This is a genomic window from Rhodococcus sp. HNM0569 (assembly GCF_012726205.1).
GTDB lineage: Bacteria > Actinomycetota > Actinomycetes > Mycobacteriales > Mycobacteriaceae > Rhodococcus_F.
Window position 1 is genome coordinate 34976 of record NZ_JAASAE010000001.1, and the last position, 17380, is coordinate 52355.

The window sequence follows — 17380 nt, forward strand, 5'->3', positions numbered from 1 at the left end:
GACCGGCATTTCGGTGAGGTCGGACTCACATCGATGCGTGCTCGGGCTCATTCGGTTCGATATTCGGCTTTTCCTGCGGTTCCGTCCGCCCCGGACTCGACATGGTCGGAGCATCCGGGGGGATCCGACCGGAGCGTGTTTCTCGGCGTGGGATCCTCGGCACATGCGCTGCTTCGACGTGGTGGTCGTGGGCCTCGGCCCTGCGGGGCGTGCGTTGGCCGCGCGGTGCAGCGCACTCGGCGCGCGCGTCGCGGCGGTCGATCCCCTGCCCCACGCGGTGTGGCGGGCGACCTACGCCGCGTGGACGAACGAACTCCCCGACTGGCTCCCGCCCGATGCACGCGCGGCGACGGTCGTCCCGAGCGCCTTCGCCCGCACGCGCCACACGCTCGCGCGCAGCTACACCGTATTGGATACAGCACGACTGCAATCATTGCTCGATATCGGCAACTGCCAGATCTACGCAGGTAGAGCCGTCAACGTGCAGCGGGACGGCGTGCTCCTCGAGGACGGTACGTCGGTGCGCGGCCGCCGCGTCGTCGACGCACGGGGCGCCCTCGCACTCCCCGGCACCGCCCGGCAGACCGCCTTCGGCCTCGTCCTCCCGACTGCGACCGCGAGCCCCGCGCTCGCCGGCGCCGACGCGTGGTTCATGGACTGGCGTGAAGACAACGGCGCCGGCCCGGACGAGCAGGCGAGTTTCCTGTACGCGATGCCGGTAGGCGGCGATGCCACGCTGCTCGAGGAGACGTGCCTCGTCGGACGTCCGCCGCTGCCGATCGCCACACTCGCGACGCGGTTGCGCGCGCGGCTTGCCGCGCGTGGCGTCGAACCGGACGGAACCGAGCCGACCGAACGCGTGTCCTTCGCCGTCGAATCCCGCGGTGCACGGGGATCGGGCGTTCTCCCTTTCGGCGCGCGGGGCCCGATGATGCATCCGGGCTCCGGATTCAGCCTCGCGGCCGCCCTCCGAGCCGCCGACGGTTACGCGCTCGCCCTCACGTCGGGCGGCACTCCCCCGTCGGTTCGCACAGAACGCGTGGTGCACGGACTGCGGCGCGCCGGACTCAGGACCCTCCTGGCGCTCGACGCGGACGCGAACCGAGACTTCTTCGAGGCGTTCTTCGAGCTCCCGGCCTCGCGCCAGGCCGCATACCTGTCGGGGCACGCGGACATTCGGGGAACCGTCGCCGCGATGGCAGGCGTCTTCCGCGCCGTGTCGCCGAGCCTGAGGTGGACGGTCGCGACTCGTGCCGCCGGCTGCTGAATCCTACGCCGCCCACTCCCCGGCCATGGCGTCGGTACCGCAGGAAACGGCCGGTCGTCCCACATGTTCGCGCCAGGGACAGCATGATGGAGGCATGCGGTCGATATGGAAAGGTTCCATCGCGTTCGGGCTCGTCAACGTCCCGGTCAAGGTCTACTCCGCGACCGAGGACCACGACATCCGATTCCATCAGGTGCACGCCGCGGACGGCGGCCGGATCCGCTACAGCCGTGTGTGTTCGATCGACGGCGAGACCGTCCAGTACGCCGACATCGACAAGGCCTACGAGTCCGACGACGGCGTGCGGGTGATTCTCACCGACGAGGACTTCGCGAAGCTACCCGCAGCCGAGTCCCGAGAGATCCCGGTACTGCAGTTCGTGCCCACCGAGCAGATCGACCCGATCATGTTCGAGAAGAGCTACTACCTCGAACCCGACGGCAACTCCCCCAAGGCCTACGTACTGCTCGCGACGACCCTCGAACGCACCGACCGCACGGCGCTCGTGCACTTCACACTGCGTCAGCGCACCCGCCTCGCCGCGATGCGGTCCCGCGACGGCGTCCTCACCATCCAGACCCTCCTGTGGCCGGACGAGGTACGCGAGGCGGCATTCCCGTCGCTCGAGGGTGCGGCGAAGCCGCAGGACAAAGAGCTGAAGATGGCCGAGACCCTCGTCGACAGCATGGCCGACGACTTCCACCCCGACGAGTTCACCGACGAGTACCAGGTGCAACTACGGGCGCTGCTCGACGAGATGATCGAGAACGGCGGCAAGAAGGTGATCGCGTCGGAGGACGCGGCCGAGCCCGAGCAGGACGCCGAGGTGGTCGACCTCGTGGCGGCACTGCAACGGAGCGTCGAGGCCGCAGGCAAGTCCGGGTCGGAGGGCAAGACCGGCGACAAGACGCGTACCCGGAAGGCCCCCGCGAAGAAGGCGAGCCCAGGCAAGTCGAGCCCGGGCAAGTCGAGTGCAGAGAAGTCGAGCGGCAGGTCCGGCTCCTCCGGAGGCCGGGGCAAGAAGACACCGGCCCGCAAACGCGCGTGACCCGCGCGGTCAGGAACGAACGCGTTCGAGCCAGAAGTAGAAGTGCTCGCCGTCGTCGAGCGCGATGCCCTTGCCGTTCATGATGCCCATCACCGTGTCGTCGTCGACGCGCTTGAAGTGGTCGAAGACGGGCATGCCGTCGTAGACCATGGTCGCGGTCGTCTCCCCGCGGAACTCGACGTTCCACAGCGTGGCGCGGCCTTTGCCCGCTTCCAGATTCGATACCAACTGGCCGTCCTCGCCGACGCACACGAGAGGGTCGACGTCACGCGGGCCGTCGAACCGCTTGCCGTACCAGCGCAGGGTGTCGAGCAGCGCGCCCGCGCGATGGCCGGTGTCGAATGCGCCGCCCTTCCACAGGCCGGTGAGCTGCTCGAGGTGTGCCGGCTTCAGACCGGCCCACACCGCGTCGAGTTCGCGCGGATCGACATGACCCGTGGCGCGGGTGAGGGAGTGGAAGTCGAGCGTCGCGGTCATGAGTGCTCCTTCGGGGTCTGGTCGAACGTGAGAACCGGTTTGACGACGCGGCCCGTGGCGGCGGCGTCGAAGGCATCCGCGTGAGCGTCGACGGGAAAGGTCGTGATCATCTTGTCGAACGGGAACCGGCCGGCGCGCCATTGTTCGACGAGCTCGGGGACGAGATCGTGCGGCCGTGCGTCGCCCTCGATCACTCCGGTGACGGTGCGTCCGCCCAGCAGGAGGGTCTGGTCGAGCGTGACGGGATTGCGCGGGCCACGCAGGCCGACCGTCGCGACGGTGCCGGGCGCCCGCAGACCCCGCACCGCGGCGTCGAGTACCTCGGCGGTGCTCACGGTGTCGACGACGTGGTCGACACCGCCGACAGCGCGCAGCGCGCCCTTGATCGGCGTGACGGCCGGGTCGATCGCCTCGGTGGCGCCGAGTTCGACGGCCAGGGCCCGGCGGTCGGCGCGGGTGTCGACCGCGACGATGTGCGCGCAGCCCGCCGTCGCGAACGCCATGACGGCCGCGAGCCCGACCGCGCCGCAGCCGACGACCGCAGCGTGCGAGCCGGATTCGGGGCGCAGCACATTGACGACGGTGCCCGCACCGGTGAGCAGGCCACACCCGAGCGGGCCGACGAGTTCGATCGGCACGTCGTGGGGAACCCGCACGGCGTTGCGCTCGGTCGCCACTGCGTAGGACGCGAACGACGACTGGCCGAACCAGCCGCCGTGTACGGCTCCCTGCGCGTCCCGCAGGGCCGTCGAGCCGTCGGCGCGGGTGCCGGAGCGGTTGAGCGCGTGGAAAACCTCGCAGTACGCAGGGCGGCCCGAGCGACACGTGCGGCACTCGCCGCACGCGTCGAAGGTGAGCACGACGGGGTCGCGCGGAGTGAGGGTCGTGACCGCGCTGCCGACCTCGACGACGACGCCGGACCCCTCGTGGCCGAGCACCGCGGGGAACGGGAACGGGACGGCGCCCGCGAGTGCGGTGAGGTCGGTGTGGCAGATGCCGACGCCCGCGATACGCACCAGCACCTCGTCGGCGCGTAACGGCCCGATCTGCAGGGCGGACAGCCGCGACGGTCCGTTGGGCCGTTCGGCCACCAGCCCCTGAACCTCGAGCACCTACTCCTCCTCAGCGGTCCGTGCGAATCGTCTGCGGATGCGCGCGAAGCGAATCCGCACGATGCGCCGAGCGAATCTCCGTTAACTTATGTGCCGCATGTTAATGCATGTGTCGCGCAGCACAAAACCGCGCCGCACACGACTCGCACACGTCCCGCTCAGCGAGACGGCGCGGCGGAGCGCGAAAAGTGCGCCGGTACTGCTCGGGGAATGTCGAATGCCCACGACCGCCAGGCGCTCCGTCCGAGTCCTCCCGACTCGGCCGCGTCGTCCACCCCGTTGCCCGCCCGGTACCGGCGCACTCGACCCGCGTGGGTCGTCGTGACGGTGCTCGTATTCGTCGAGATCATCAGCGCGTTCGAGACGTCGATGATGTACGCCGCGATGCCCACCCTGATCGTCGAGTTCGACACCGACGCCGCGACCGCAGGCTGGGCGGTGACGTCCTTCCTGCTCGTCGCGGCGGCCTCGGCCGCGGTGTGCGGCCGGCTCGGCGACATGTACGGGCGCGAACGGGTCCTGGTCGTCGTGCTCGCCGCGGCAGCGATCGGGTCGCTGGTGAGCGCGCTCGGCGACAGCCTCGGCGCGATCATCGCGGGGCGCACGATCCAAGGCGCCGCGGGCGCGATCCTGCCGCTGTGCATCGGGCTCGCACGCGAACACCTACCGGCGTCCCGGGTGCCGGTCGCGGTGTCGCTCGTGTCGGGCTCCGCGGTCGCGGCAGGAGCCGCGTCGCTGCTCGTCGCAGGCGCGCTGATCGACCACGCGAGCTGGCACATGATCTTCGTCGTCACCGCGATCTATGCATTCGGTGCGCTCGCCCTCGTCGTGTTCGTCCTGCCCTGGCGGCCCCGGCCCGACGGCCCGGGCGGCCACACCCGGGAACGTATCGACCATCTCGGTGCCGTGACCCTCGCCGCCGCGGTCGCTGCAATACTTCTCGGCGTCAACAAAGCGCAGTCGTGGGGCTGGACCGACGCACGCGTGGCCGCGCTCGTGGTGGGCGGACTCGCCGCGCTCGGTCTGCTCGTGGTGCGCGAGCTGCGCATCCCGAACCCGATCGTCAACCTGCGGCTGTTCGCGCAACGCAAGTTCGCGATCACGATGATCGCGACGGTCGCGATCTCGGCGGGCCCGCTCGGCATCGTCACGATGATCATCCCGCTCGTACTGCAGACGTCGGATCCCGACGGTTTCGGCCTCGGCCTGTCCCCCACCCACGCGGGCTGGATCTCGTTTCTCGGTGCCCTCGTCGGCTTCGCGTGCACACCGCTCAGCGGTCGGATCTCGGGAGCAACCGGTGCGCGCACGGCGATGCTGCTCGGCAGTGCCCTGTTCGCGGTCAGCACAGTGATGCTGCTCGTCGGCCACGACTCGCTCGCCGTCATGTCCGCGATGATCGTGGTGGGGTCGATCGCCACCGCGTTCGCCTACACCGCGTTGCCCAATCTCGTCGTCGAGGCCGTGCCGCAGGAGAACACGAGCGAGGCGACCGGAACGAACACGGTGGTACGGACCGTCGGCCAGGGTGTCGGCACGTCGGTCGCGACGATGATGCTCGCGCACGCCGCGACGAGCGGCGCGGGCACGACCTCGGGACTCGTGGCCGTCGGAGTGCTCGTGCTGGCGCTCACCGTCGTCACGATCGCCCTCGTGATCGCGATCCCGCGCCGCACCACCTAGCTCGACACCGCCTGCCGAACACAGGTGTGGCCCCGGATCCGGGCGGATCCGGGGCCACACGGCGGCGGGTGCCGCTACACGGTGAAGCCGAGGGCGCGCAGCTGCTCGCGGCCGTCCTCGGTGATCTTGTCAGGGCCCCACGGGGGCATCCACACCCAGTTGATACGCAGCTCGTCGGTGAGCCCACTGCGCACGAGGGCGTTGCGGGACTGGTCCTCGATCACATCGGTGAGCGGGCACGCCGCCGACGTGAGAGTCATGTCGACCGTCACGATGTCGTCGTCCTCGGTGATCTTGTAGACGAGGCCGAGGTCGACGACGTTGATGCCGAGTTCCGGGTCGACGACGTCGCGCATCGCCTCTTCCAGGTCGTCGAGTCGCTGCCCGTCCGGCACGGTGCCCGCGGTGAGGTACGCGTTCTCGGTCTGCTCGGGTGCGCCCTGCTCGGGCGTCTCGGTCTGGGATGTGGTCTCACTCATGCCTGTCCTCCGGTCCGGGAAGGTTCGTTGTGGTCGGCGGTGCCCTCGGTGGCAGGCGAATCCGCGGTGTCGGACACGGCCTGCGCGACGGCGTCCTTGAATGCGAGCCAGCCGAGCAGCGCGCATTTGACGCGTGCCGGGTACTTCGCGACGCCCGCGAACGCGATGCCGTCGCCCAGGACGTCCTCGTCGCCCTCGACGGTGCCGCGGCTCGACACCATCTCGTTGAACGCGGCGACGGTGGCGAGCGCGTCGCCGACGTTCTGCCCGATGACCTGGTCGGTGAGCACGGACGTCGACGCCTGGCTGATCGAGCAGCCCTGCCCGTCGTAGGACACGTCGGTGACCGTGCCGTCGGGCGCGATGTGCACGCGCAGCGTGACCTCGTCCCCGCAGGTCGGGTTCACGTGGTGCACCTCCGCACCGTACGGGTCACGCAGCCCGCGGGCATGCGGGTGCTTGTAGTGGTCCAGGATCACTTCCTGGTACATCTGTTCCATTCGCACGTGGGTGTCAGCCTTCCACTACGCCGAAGAATTCCTGCGCCCGGCGAATACCGTTCGCGAGCGCCGTCACCTCGTCGAGCGTGTTGTACACGGCGAACGAGGCACGTGCGGTGGCGGCAACCCCGAAGCGGCGGTGCAGCGGCCACGCGCAGTGATGACCGACGCGGATCGCGACGCCGTCGTCGTCGAGGATCTGTCCGAGATCGTGCGCGTGGATGCCGTCCACCACGAAGGACACCGCACCGCCGCGTGCGTCGGCGGTCGACGGCCCGATGATGCGGACCCCGTCGAGCGCGCCGAGCTGCTCGAGCGCGGCAGCCGTCAGTTCGTGCTCGTGCATCGCGACCGCGGGCATCCCGATCGTCTCGAGATACTCGACAGCGGCGCCGAGGCCCACCACCTGCGACGTCATCGGCACGCCCGCCTCGAAGCGTTGCGGCGGGAGCGCGTACGTCGTCGCCTCCATCGTGACGGTCTCGATCATCGAGCCGCCCGTCACGAACGGGGGCATCGCGGTGAGCAGGTCACGCGTGCCGTAGAGCACGCCGACGCCCGAGGGGCCGAGCATCTTGTGTCCCGAGAACGCCGCGTAGTCGACGCCCAGCTCGTGGAAGTCGACGGGCATGTGCGGCACCGACTGGCACGCGTCGAGCACGACGAGCGCACCGACCGCATGGGCCCGGCGCACCAGTTCCTCGACGGGCGCGACAGCACCGGTGACATTCGACTGGTGCGTGAACGCGACGACCTTGACCGCATCCGACAACTCGAGCGAGTCGAGATCGATCCGGCCGCTGTCGGTGACCCCGTACCAGCGCAGTGTCGCGCCGGTGCGGCGGGCGAGCTCCTGCCACGGCACGAGGTTCGCGTGGTGCTCGAGCTCGGTGACGACGATCTCGTCGCCCGGACCGAGCGCCCGCTCGAAGCGGGCGTCGCCGAGCACGTAGGTGACCAGGTTGAGCGATTCGGTCGCGTTCTTCGTGAACACGAGCTCGTCCGCATCCGCACCCACGAACCGCGCGATCGCCGCACGCGCACCCTCGTAGGCGTCGGTGGCTTCCTCGGCCAGCTGATGCGCCCCGCGGTGCACGGCGGCGTTGCACGTGGTGAGGAACTCGCGCTCGGCGTCGAGCACCTGCACCGGACGCTGCGATGTCGCGCCCGAGTCGAGGTACACGAGGGGTTTGTCGTCGCGCACCGTCCGCGAGAGGATCGGGAAATCCTTGCGGATCTCGGCGACGTCCAGTCCGCGTGCGAGTCCCTGCACCGTCGTCATTACGCTCCCTGCTTCTGTTACCGGGTGAGCTGTGCTGCTGCCTGCGTGAACCGGTTGTAACCGTTCTCCTCGAGCTCGTCGGCGAGCTCGGGGCCGCCCGACTCGACGACACGACCGTCGACGAACACGTGCACGAACTCGGGGTGGATGTAGCGCAGGATGCGCGTGTAGTGCGTGATCAGCAGGATTCCGCCGTTCTCGCGCTCCTTGTACTTGTTGACACCCTCCGACACGACACGCAGCGCGTCGACGTCGAGGCCCGAGTCGGTCTCGTCGAGGATCGCGATCTTCGGCTGGAGCAGGCCCAGCTGGAGGATCTCGTGGCGCTTCTTCTCGCCGCCCGAGAAGCCCTCGTTGACGCTGCGCTCGCCGAACGCGGGATCGATGTCGAGTTCGGTCATGGCGGTCTTGACTTCCTTGACCCAGTGCCGCAGCTTCGGGGCCTCGCCGCGGACCGCGGTGGCTGCGGTACGCAGGAAGTTCGACATCGACACACCCGGCACCTCGACCGGGTACTGCATCGCGAGGAACAGGCCGGCGCGGGCACGCTCGTCGACGCTCATCTCGAGCACGTTCTCGCCGTCGAGGGTGATCGAGCCCGACGTCACGACGTACTTCGGGTGCCCCGCGATCGCGTACGACAAGGTCGACTTGCCGGACCCGTTGGGGCCCATGATCGCGTGCGTCTCACCGGAGCGCACCGTGAGGTTCACGCCCTTGAGGATGTGGATCGGTTCGGCGTTCTCGTCGGACTGCGCGACGTCGACGTGCAGGTCCTTGATCTCGAGAACGGACGGGGTCTGGTCGGACATGAGGATTTCCTTCTGGGCTGTGGAGAGTGGGGGCCGGGCGTGCGGTCAGGCGCCGACCGCGGCGAGTTCCGCTTCGACGGCCGCTTCGAGCCGTTCGCGCACGTCGGGCACGCCGATCTTCTGGATGATCTCGTGGAAGAAGCCGCGCACGACGAGACGCCGTGCCTGGTCCTCGGGGATGCCGCGGGCGCGGAGGTAGAACAGCTGCTCGTCGTCGAAGCGGCCGGTCGCGCTCGCGTGCCCCGCGCCGACGATCTCGCCGGTCTCGATCTCGAGATTCGGCACCGAGTCGGCGCGCGCGCCGTCGGTGAGCACGAGATTCCGGTTGAGCTCGAAGGTGTCGGTGCCCTCGGCCTCGGCGCGGATCAGCACGTCGCCGATCCACACCGTATGGGCGTCCGGCTTGTCCGACGCCGGGTCGCCTTGCAGCGCCCCCTTGTAGACGACATTCGACTTGCAGTGCGGTTGCGAGTGGTCGACGAGCAGACGCTGCTCGAGATGCTGGCCGTCGTCGGCGAAGTAGAGGCCGAGCAGTTCGGCGTCGCCGCCGGGGCCGTCGTACTTGACGGTGCCCGTGAGCCGCACGAGGTCGCCGCCGAGGCTCACCGCGGTGTGCCGCAGCACGGCGTCGCGGCCCACACGCACGTGATGCTGTGCGACGTGCACGGTGTCGTCGGCCCAGTCCTGCACCGCGACGACCGTCAGGTGCGACGAGTCGCCGAGCACGAACTCGACGTTCTCCGCGTAGGTGCCGCTACCGACCTGGTCGAGTACGACGACGGCCTTGGCGAACGCCCCGAGCCGAACCTGGATGTGCCCGTAGGCGGTCTGCCCCTCGCCCGGCCCGGTGACCCGCACCAGGATGCGCTCGTCGCCGGCGAACTCGGCGGGCACCGTGACGACGGTGGCGGTGTCGAAGCTCGAGTACGCCTGCGCGGCGATGCGGTCGGACGGGACACCACCGGTGCCGAGCCGCGCGTCGTCGCGTCCCACCGTCTCGACCGTGACGCCGTCCGGCGCCTCGGCCACGATCGTGGCGGCCCCCGTGGCCGGGGCCGTACCGTTGTGCAGGCCGCGGAGGCGGCGCAGCGGCGTGAACCGCCACTCCTCGTCGCGGCCGCCGGGGATCTCGAACGCGTCGACGTCGAACGACGTGAAGACCTCGCCCTTGTTCGACGCCGGCACGACGTTCTCGCCGGAGACGGCGCCCTTCACTCCCACGGACGTGCTTCGAGTCATTTCTTGCGTCGCTTCGCCGGCCACTTAGCCCACGGCCCCTTCCATCTGCAGTTCGATCAGGCGGTTGAGCTCGAGGGCGTATTCCATCGGGAGTTCCTTCGCGATGGGCTCGACGAAACCGCGCACGACGGTCGCCATCGCCTCGTCCTCGGTCAGACCGCGGCTCATGAGGTAGAACAGTTGGTCGTCGCTGACCTTGGAGACAGTCGCCTCGTGGCCCATCGTCACGTCGTCCTCGCGGATGTCGACGTACGGATAGGTGTCGGAGCGGCTGATCGTGTCCACCAGCAGCGCGTCGCACTTGACGGTCGACTTGGAGCCGTGAGCGCCCTTGTTGACCTGGACCAGACCACGGTAGGACGCACGGCCGCCGCCGCGAGCAACGGACTTGGACACGATCGTGGACGACGTGTGCGGCGCGAGGTGCAGCATCTTGGAGCCGGTGTCCTGATGCTGGCCCTCACCGGCGAACGCCACCGACAGCACCTCGCCGCGAGCGTGCTCACCGGTCATCCACACGGCCGGGTACTTCATCGTCACCTTGGAGCCGATGTTGCCGTCGATCCACTCCATCGAACCGCCGGCCTCGACCTTGCTGCGCTTGGTGACGAGGTTGTAGACATTGTTCGACCAGTTCTGGATCGTGGTGTAGCGGCAGTGACCGCCCTTCTTCACGATGATCTCGACGACCGCGGAGTGCAGCGAGTCGGTCTTGTAGATCGGCGCGGTGCAGCCCTCGACGTAGTGCACCGAGGCGCCCTCGTCGACGATGATGAGCGTGCGCTCGAACTGGCCCATGTTCTCGGTGTTGATCCGGAAGTAGGCCTGCAGCGGGATGTCGACGTGCACGCCCGGCGGCACGTAGATGAACGAGCCGCCCGACCACACCGCGGTGTTGAGCGCGGAGAATTTGTTGTCTCCCGCCGGAATGACGGTGCCGAAGTATTCCTGGAACAGTTCGGGATGCTCACGCAGCCCGGAGTCGGTGTCGAGGAAGAGGACGCCCTGACTCTCCAGGTCCTCGCGGATCTGGTGGTAGACCACCTCGGACTCGTACTGTGCCGCGACACCCGCGACGAGGCGCTGCTTCTCCGCCTCCGGGATACCGAGCTTGTCGTACGTGTTCTTGATGTCCTCGGGCAGCTCTTCCCAGGACTGCGCCTGCTTCTCGGTCGACCGCACGAAGTACTTGATGTTGTCGAAGTCGATGCCCTCGAGGTTGCTGCCCCAGCTCGGCATCGGCTTCTTGTCGAAGGTGCGCAGCGCGCGCAGCCGACTCTCGAGCATCCACTCGGGCTCGTTCTTCTTCGTCGAGATGTCCCGGACGACCGCTTCCGACAGACCACGCTGCGCCGCGGCGCCCGCCGCGTCGGAATCGGCCCAGCCGTAGCCGTAGTGCCCGAGCGACGCGATCGTCTCTTCCTGCGTCAACGGCTCGTTCGGGGGTGTCACCTGGTCTGATGTGACGGTCATGCGGGCTCCTTCCGGAGGCGTGGTACGAGTCCGGCGAGGGCTGGTCGCCGGTAGAGGACAACGTTGTCGGGGTGGTGTTTGTTCCGTGACGCGGACCTGCAGGCCCTCATCGTGGCGGCGGCGGGTGGACGGCGAGCGGGACGTGGGTGGTGCACGCGACGTCGCCGTTCGCGATGGTCGCGAGCTGTTGCACGTGGGTGCCGAGGATCTCGGTGAGCGCAGCACGCTCGGCTTCGCACAACTCGGGGAACTCCTCGGCGACGTGCGAGACCGGGCAGTGGTGCTGGCAGATCTGCACACCGTGCCCGACCGGCCGTGTGGACGCGGCGAAGCCCGCGTCGTTGAACGCGGTCGCGACCGCCTCCGCCTTGTCGGCGACGTCGGACGCGTCGGCGCGTGCACGAGGGACCGACGACACGATCGACTGCACGCGCCTGCGCGCGAACTCCTCGATCGCGGCGTCTCCGCCGACCTCGCGCAACTGACGCAGCGCCGCGCCGGCGAGGTCGTCGTACGCGTGGCCGAGTCGCCTGCGGCCCTGCGCGGTGATCTGGAAATGCTTGGCGGGTCGACCGCGGCCACGACGCCGCGTCCGGCTCGTGACCTCCCGCGCTTCGCCCGCGTCGAGCAGCGCGTCGAGGTGGCGACGTACCCCCGCCGCGCTGAGTCCGAGGCGCGCACCGATCTCGCCCGCCGTGACGGGGCCTTCCTGCAGCAGGAGCTCGACGACCGCGGCGCGCGTGTCGCCGTCGTGCGTGGATCCCGAGCGCTCGGCGCCTGCCGTACCGGGACGCGCGTCGCCCGCGACGGGCCCGGCGGCCCCGTCCACGTGTGCAGCGTCGTCCGTTTTCACAACACCAGTGTGACGTAATTACGCGGCTCGGTCTACTAAGGGTTACCTGCCTTACACCTGCGACAACGCGGGGCCACGGCGCGCGCGCACGGGAGCGGAGCGGTGGGCGCTCACCGGGACGGGTTGGTGGGCGCGCACCGGGGCGGTGGTGCGTCGCCGCTACCCTTTGCATGTGCCGACGCCGACCGACGCCGCGGACGAAACCGCCGCCGCCCGCCCGCTCCGCGCCCGGCTCGTCGACACCGCCCGGCGCGGCGGCCGTCGTGCGCTGGGCCTCGACGACACCCCCGCCGCCCACCGGGTCACCGACACGCTGCACGCGGGCGGTATGGAGAGCCACGAGAAGACCGCGCCCGGGCTCGACGAGACCGAGGTGCGCCAACTCGCGGGTATCCGCCGGTTCGGTGCGACGGGCGCGGTGCTCATGGCGCTGGGCGCGCTCGGTGCGGGCGCCCAGCCCGTGCTGCAGAACCCGGTACAGGGCCTGCGCCTGCTCGGCCTGCCGAGCCGCATCCCGAGCGCGGCGCTGGCTCTCACGATGTGCGGCACCGTCATGGTGGTGTGCGCGTGGCTCCTGCTCGGCCGATTCACGATCGGTGGGGTGCACGCCGATTCGGTGCGACGCCGGCTCAGTCGCTCGCAGCTCGATCGCACGCTGCTGCTGTGGATCCTGCCGCTGTCGGTCGCGCCGCCGATGTTCAGCAAGGACGTGTACTCCTACCTCGCACAGAGCGAAATCGCGGCACGCGGCCTCGATCCCTACGAGATCGGGCCGGCGGGTGCGCTCGGCGTCGACCACGTACTCACCCGCACCGTCCCGAACATCTGGCGCGACACCCCGGCGCCGTACGGCCCACTGTTCCTGTGGATGGGCAAGGGCATCACCTGGCTCACCGGTGAGAACATCGTCGCCGGGATCCTGCTGCACCGCGTGCTCGCACTCGCGGGCGTCGCGATGATCGTGTGGGCGCTGCCCCGGCTCGCCCGTCGATGCGGTGTGTCCGCCGTGAGTGCACTGTGGCTCGGCGCCGCGAACCCCCTCGTGCTGTTCCATCTCGTCGCGGGCATCCACAACGAAGCCCTCATGCTGGGCCTCATGCTCGCGGGAGTCGAACTCGCGTTGCGGGCGATCGAAAGGAACGCGCCGCTACGGGGCACCTCCCTGCTGTTGCTGCTGTCGGGAGTCGCGCTGGTCGCACTGTCCTCGACGATCAAGATCCCGTCGCTCGCGGCACTCGGCTTCGTCGGCATGGCACTCGCCAGACGCTGGGGGCCGAGCGTGCGATCGGTGATCCAGTCGGCACTGCTGCTCGGCGCCGTCACGGTGGTGGTCACCGTCGGTGTGAGCGTCGCGTCCGGGCTCGGCATCGGCTGGATCCACACGCTCGGCACTGCGAACGCCGTGCGCAGCTGGATGTCGATTCCGACCCTCCTCGGACTCGGCACCGGGCTCGGCGGCGTGCTGCTCGGCCTCGGCGATCACACGACCGCCGTCCTGTCCCTGACCCGTCCGATCGCCTCGCTCGTGGCGGCATACGTCACGGTGCGCATGCTCGTCGCCGTCCTCGTCGGACGCATCCACGCGGTCGGCGCACTCGGCGTGTCGCTCGGCGCGATCGTGCTGCTGTTCCCCGTGGTACAGCCGTGGTACCTGCTCTGGGCGGTGCTCCCCCTCGCAGCGTGGGCCACCGGGCCCGCGTTCCGTATCCCGGCGGTCGCGTTCTCGTCGATCGTGAGCGTGATCCTGATGCCGAACGGCGGCGAATACCAGCCGTTCGTCATCGTGCAGGCCGCGATCGCGACGGTTTTCACGGTGGGCATCCTGATCGTCCTGACCCGCAACCGGCTGCCGTGGCGCATGACCGCGAGTGACGGCGACGACCCTCCCGGCTCGTCCGGAGCGGGCAAAGCCGGGGCACCCGGCGGAGCGTCGTCGTCCGGGGCTTACGCTGAATCCCCGTGACCTCCCGATCTCCCGGTTCTGCCCCACCCGCGGTCGCACTCACCGGGGTGCGGAAACTGTTCGACGGGGTCGCCGCCGTCGACGGTCTCGATCTCACCGTCGAACGCGCCCAGGTACTCGCACTTCTCGGCCCCAACGGCGCAGGCAAGACCACCACCGTGGAAATGTGCGAGGGCTTCCTCGCACCCGACGCGGGCCAGGTCCGCGTACTCGGCCTCGACCCGATCCGTGAGTCGGCCGCCCTACGGCCCCGCATCGGCGTCATGCTCCAGGGCGGCGGCGCGTATCCCGGATCGAAGGCGGGCGAGATGCTCGACCTCGTCGCGTCGTACAGCGCCGACCCGCTCGACCCGGCGTGGCTGCTGCGATCGCTGGGCCTCGAGGAGGCGCGGCGCACGCCCTACCGCCGCCTGTCGGGCGGTCAGCAGCAGCGGTTGTCGCTGGCATGCGCACTCGTCGGCAGGCCCGAACTGGTGTTCCTCGACGAACCGACCGCGGGCCTCGACGCGCAGGCCCGGCTGCTCGTGTGGGAGCTGATCGACGCGCTGCGCCGCGACGGGGTGTCCGTCCTGCTCACCACGCACCTGATGGACGAAGCCGAGGAACTCGCCGACCAGCTGGTCATCATCGACCACGGCACGGTGGTTGCGGCAGGCACACCACGTGAGGTGACCCGTCGCGGTGCGGAGGGGCAATTGCACGTCGACGCGGCACCCGGGCTCGACGTCGCCGCGCTGCGCGCTGCTCTCCCCTCGGGGTTCGCGGTGCGTGAGAGCACGCCGGGCCGTTATCTCGTCGAGGGCGCGATCGCGCCGGCGACCGTCACCACCGTCGCGACGTGGGCCGCCGATCAGGACACACTCGTGCGGGACATCCAGGTGGACCAGCGCAGCCTCCAGGACGTGTTCCTCGAACTGACCGGCAGGGACTTGAGGGGATGACCATGAACACCCATGTCGACGGGCCTGCGAACCGGTTCGCTCCCGGCACGTTCGCGCCGCGACCGCAGCCCGCGCCCGCGTTGTCGATGTTGCGCGCACAGACGCGGCTCGAGCTGACCCTGCTGTTGCGCAACGGCGAACAGCTGCTGCTCACGCTGTTCATTCCGATCACGCTGCTCATCGGCCTGACCAAGATCCCGCTCGGCGATCTCGGCGACACGCGCGTCGACACCGTGCTGCCCGCCGTGATGATGGTCGCGGTGATGTCCACGGCGTTCACCGGTCAGGCAATCGCCGTCGGCTTCGACCGCCGGTACGGCGCGCTCAAGCGGCTCGGCGCGACGCCGCTGCCACGCTGGGGCATCATCGCGGGCAAAAGCGCCGCCGTGGTGATCGTCGTCGCGATGCAGTCGCTGTTGCTCGGTGCGATCGGATTCGCACTGGGGTGGCGGCCCGAACTCACCGGACTCGCACTCGGCGCCGTCGTCCTCGCGCTCGGGACCGTCACGTTCGCGGCGATGGGCCTGCTGCTCGGCGGCACCCTCCGCGCGGAGATCGTGCTCGCGCTCGCGAACATCCTGTGGTTCGTGATGACGGCGATCGGCAGCGTGCTGTTCATGCGCGGCGACGTCGCGACCGGGTGGACGACCGCAGCGCGCCTGATCCCGTCGGGAGCGCTCGCGCATGCGTTGGACTCCGCACTCGCCGGGTCGATCGACGCCCTGAGCATGGTCGTGCTCGCGGCATGGGCGCTCGTCGCGGGGATCCTCGCGTCGCGCCTGTTCCGGTTCACCTGAGACTTGTCCGGGTTCACAGGAGCGGGTGCTGTCGGCATCGCGGCATTGTTCGACGTCACCGATCGGCGCCGAGCGTGTTGCACCGCAGAGTAAGGCCCCGCTAAGGTCCCTGTTTCGCGTGTGCACGGCGCCCTCGGACCCGACGTCCACGGCCGCCCGCGCGGCATCGCACCACCACGGCGGGACCACCACGCCGGGCGTGCGCGCACAGCGGGCCGGCACCCAGTCGTCACGCCGACAGCCCGACACCGATCGTCCGACACCGACAGGAGGATGCGAGCGAGTGAACGCGAGTACGACCGCCCGCGGCCCGCGCACCGCACGGACGCCGTGGAACCGGAAGAATCCGTACCGTGCACGGCTCGTGGACAACCGCATCCTCAATGGCGAGGGTTCGACGAAGGAAGTGCGGCACTACGCACTCGACCTCGGCGACAGCGGTATCGAGTACGACCCGGGCGACGGTCTCGGTGTGCATCCGGTCAACCATCCGGCGCTCGTCGACGCCGTACTCGACCGCCTCGGCGTCGCGCCCGACAGCGTGCTCGACGGATTCGAACGTCCGCTGGCCGATCTGCTCACCCACAGTGTCGAATTGCACACCGCGACCGCCGACTTTGCGGAGTTCGCGGCGAGCCTTCCCTGCGACGGCACATTCCGCGAGCTCGTCCGGTCCCCCGATTTCGCGTCGTGGGCGTGGGGGCGGGACGTCCTCGATGTACTCGAAGCGGTCGACGGTCCGGTGGACCCCGCCGCCGCGGTCGCTGCGCTCACCCCACTCAAGCACCGCACGTACTCGATCGCGTCCAGCCCGCTCGTGCACCCGGGCCGCATCCACCTCACCGCGACCACCGTGCGTCGCCGTGACACCCGCATGCGCAGCGGCGCGTGTTCGGCGTATCTCGCCGACCGGGTCGGCAACGACGGCGCCGCGGGTGTGTTCCTCGTGAAGAACAAGTCGTTCCGCCTGCCCGAGCCCGACGTGCCGATCGTCATGATCGGTGCAGGTACCGGCATCGCGCCCTTCCGCGCGTTCCTGCAGCACCGCCGCGCGCAGGGCGCGTCGGGTGCGGCGTGGCTCGTGTTCGGCGAGCGTCATCGCGAGCACGACTTCCTGTATCGCGACGAACTCGACGAGTTCCTCCGCGACGGCACGGTGGACCGCCTCGACACCGCGTTCTCCCGCGACGGCTCCGGCAACGAGAAGACGTACGTCCAGCACGTCCTGCGCGCACACGGGCACGATCTCGCGCAATGGATCGACCGCGGCGCGCACATGTACGTGTGCGGGTCGATCGCGATGGGCGCCGCAGTCGACGCCGCGCTGCGCCACGCACTCGCCGAACACCGCGGGCTCTCCCCCGACGACGCCACCGAGGTCGTCGCCGAGCTGCGGTCGACCAAGCGCTACGCCCGCGACGTGTACTGAGCCGTCACACCCCGACCCGTCCGAT

Annotated in this window: 16 protein-coding genes; 7 read left to right on the plus strand and 9 right to left on the minus strand. The window is 69.6% G+C overall.

Annotated elements, in window-relative coordinates; genetic code table 11:
- The first annotated feature begins 163 nt into the window (after positions 1 to 163).
- Both HCA44_RS00155 and HCA44_RS00160 read left to right on the plus strand, forming a co-directional pair.
- Positions 164 to 1267, plus strand: coding sequence for a lycopene cyclase family protein (locus HCA44_RS00155; RefSeq protein WP_169646524.1), 1104 nt, complete (start codon positions 164 to 166; stop codon positions 1265 to 1267).
- Positions 1268 to 1361: 94 nt separating this feature from the next.
- Entirely contained in the window at positions 1362 to 2315 is a 954-nt protein-coding gene (locus HCA44_RS00160; RefSeq protein WP_169646525.1) for a Ku protein, read from the plus strand.
- A 9-nt stretch (positions 2316 to 2324) separates the two neighbouring features.
- On the opposite strand, the gene HCA44_RS00165 is transcribed toward HCA44_RS00160, so the two are convergent.
- Both HCA44_RS00165 and HCA44_RS00170 read right to left on the minus strand, forming a co-directional pair.
- Positions 2325 to 2792, minus strand: a complete 468-nt coding sequence (locus HCA44_RS00165) for a DUF4334 domain-containing protein (protein ID WP_169646526.1) — start codon at positions 2790 to 2792, stop codon at positions 2325 to 2327.
- On the minus strand, positions 2789 to 3904 hold the full coding sequence (locus tag HCA44_RS00170) for an NAD(P)-dependent alcohol dehydrogenase (protein ID WP_169646527.1): 1116 nt from the start codon (positions 3902 to 3904) through the stop codon (positions 2789 to 2791). The genes HCA44_RS00165 and HCA44_RS00170 overlap by 4 nt, the downstream gene beginning before the upstream one ends.
- 210 nt (positions 3905 to 4114) lie before the next feature.
- Between HCA44_RS00170 and HCA44_RS00175 the strand changes: the two genes are divergently transcribed.
- Positions 4115 to 5587, plus strand: coding sequence for an MFS transporter (locus tag HCA44_RS00175; protein ID WP_169646528.1), 1473 nt, complete (start codon positions 4115 to 4117; stop codon positions 5585 to 5587).
- Positions 5588 to 5661: 74 nt separating this feature from the next.
- On the opposite strand, the gene HCA44_RS00180 is transcribed toward HCA44_RS00175, so the two are convergent.
- From HCA44_RS00180 to HCA44_RS00210, 7 genes are all read right to left on the minus strand, one after another.
- Positions 5662 to 6066: a metal-sulfur cluster assembly factor gene (locus HCA44_RS00180; protein ID WP_169646529.1), complete on the minus strand. Its 405-nt coding sequence runs from the start codon at positions 6064 to 6066 to the stop codon at positions 5662 to 5664.
- Positions 6063 to 6572 (minus strand): Fe-S cluster assembly sulfur transfer protein SufU, encoded by a 510-nt coding sequence (gene sufU / locus HCA44_RS00185; RefSeq protein WP_169646530.1) that lies wholly within the window; start codon positions 6570 to 6572, stop codon positions 6063 to 6065. Before sufU ends, HCA44_RS00180 begins: the two co-directional genes overlap by 4 nt.
- Positions 6573 to 6579: 7 nt before the next feature.
- Positions 6580 to 7848, minus strand: coding sequence for a cysteine desulfurase (locus HCA44_RS00190; RefSeq protein WP_169646531.1), 1269 nt, complete (start codon positions 7846 to 7848; stop codon positions 6580 to 6582).
- Positions 7849 to 7865: 17 nt separating this feature from the next.
- Complete coding sequence (sufC, locus tag HCA44_RS00195; protein WP_169646532.1) at positions 7866 to 8660, minus strand: Fe-S cluster assembly ATPase SufC; 795 nt, start codon at positions 8658 to 8660, stop codon at positions 7866 to 7868.
- A gap of 45 nt (positions 8661 to 8705) precedes the next feature.
- Positions 8706 to 9899, minus strand: a complete 1194-nt coding sequence (sufD, locus tag HCA44_RS00200; RefSeq protein WP_169646533.1) for a Fe-S cluster assembly protein SufD — start codon at positions 9897 to 9899, stop codon at positions 8706 to 8708.
- A 24-nt stretch (positions 9900 to 9923) separates the two neighbouring features.
- Positions 9924 to 11372, minus strand: coding sequence for a Fe-S cluster assembly protein SufB (gene sufB / locus HCA44_RS00205; RefSeq protein WP_169646534.1), 1449 nt, complete (start codon positions 11370 to 11372; stop codon positions 9924 to 9926).
- Between the two features lie 106 nt (positions 11373 to 11478).
- Entirely contained in the window at positions 11479 to 12225 is a 747-nt protein-coding gene (locus HCA44_RS00210; protein ID WP_169646535.1) for a metalloregulator ArsR/SmtB family transcription factor, read from the minus strand.
- Positions 12226 to 12397: 172 nt separating this feature from the next.
- Between HCA44_RS00210 and mptB the strand changes: the two genes are divergently transcribed.
- The 4 genes from mptB (at position 12398) to HCA44_RS00230 (ending at position 17355) form a co-directional block, all read left to right on the plus strand.
- Positions 12398 to 14188: a polyprenol phosphomannose-dependent alpha 1,6 mannosyltransferase MptB gene (mptB, locus tag HCA44_RS00215; protein ID WP_346764498.1), complete on the plus strand. Its 1791-nt coding sequence runs from the start codon at positions 12398 to 12400 to the stop codon at positions 14186 to 14188.
- Positions 14185 to 15129: an ABC transporter ATP-binding protein gene (locus tag HCA44_RS00220; RefSeq protein ID WP_169646536.1), complete on the plus strand. Its 945-nt coding sequence runs from the start codon at positions 14185 to 14187 to the stop codon at positions 15127 to 15129. The genes mptB and HCA44_RS00220 overlap by 4 nt, the downstream gene beginning before the upstream one ends.
- The gene (locus tag HCA44_RS00225; RefSeq protein WP_169646537.1) at positions 15126 to 15926 is read left to right on the plus strand and encodes an ABC transporter permease; all 801 of its coding nucleotides are present in this window, start codon (positions 15126 to 15128) and stop codon (positions 15924 to 15926) included. The genes HCA44_RS00220 and HCA44_RS00225 overlap by 4 nt, the downstream gene beginning before the upstream one ends.
- A 283-nt stretch (positions 15927 to 16209) precedes the next feature.
- Positions 16210 to 17355 carry an FAD-binding protein gene (locus HCA44_RS00230; RefSeq protein WP_169646538.1) on the plus strand — a complete coding sequence of 382 codons (1146 nt, stop codon included), beginning with the start codon at positions 16210 to 16212 and terminating at the stop codon, positions 17353 to 17355.
- Positions 17356 to 17380 lie beyond the last annotated feature (25 nt).

What these genes read in the sequence shown, in the direction of transcription:
- HCA44_RS00175 (WP_169646528.1), top strand. Translation starts at nt 4,115, where the DNA reads ATGTCGAATGCCCACGACCGCCAGGCGCTCCGTCCGAGTCCTCCCGAC.
- HCA44_RS00190 (WP_169646531.1), bottom strand. Translation starts at nt 7,848, where the DNA reads ATGACGACGGTGCAGGGACTCGCACGCGGACTGGACGTCGCCGAGATC.
- sufD (WP_169646533.1), bottom strand. Translation starts at nt 9,899, where the DNA reads ATGACTCGAAGCACGTCCGTGGGAGTGAAGGGCGCCGTCTCCGGCGAG.
- HCA44_RS00155 (WP_169646524.1), top strand. Translation starts at nt 164, where the DNA reads ATGCGCTGCTTCGACGTGGTGGTCGTGGGCCTCGGCCCTGCGGGGCGT.
- HCA44_RS00165 (WP_169646526.1), bottom strand. Translation starts at nt 2,792, where the DNA reads ATGACCGCGACGCTCGACTTCCACTCCCTCACCCGCGCCACGGGTCAT.
- HCA44_RS00225 (WP_169646537.1), top strand. Translation starts at nt 15,126, where the DNA reads ATGACCATGAACACCCATGTCGACGGGCCTGCGAACCGGTTCGCTCCC.
- sufB (WP_169646534.1), bottom strand. Translation starts at nt 11,372, where the DNA reads ATGACCGTCACATCAGACCAGGTGACACCCCCGAACGAGCCGTTGACG.
- HCA44_RS00180 (WP_169646529.1), bottom strand. Translation starts at nt 6,066, where the DNA reads ATGAGTGAGACCACATCCCAGACCGAGACGCCCGAGCAGGGCGCACCC.
- sufC (WP_169646532.1), bottom strand. Translation starts at nt 8,660, where the DNA reads ATGTCCGACCAGACCCCGTCCGTTCTCGAGATCAAGGACCTGCACGTC.
- HCA44_RS00160 (WP_169646525.1), top strand. Translation starts at nt 1,362, where the DNA reads ATGCGGTCGATATGGAAAGGTTCCATCGCGTTCGGGCTCGTCAACGTC.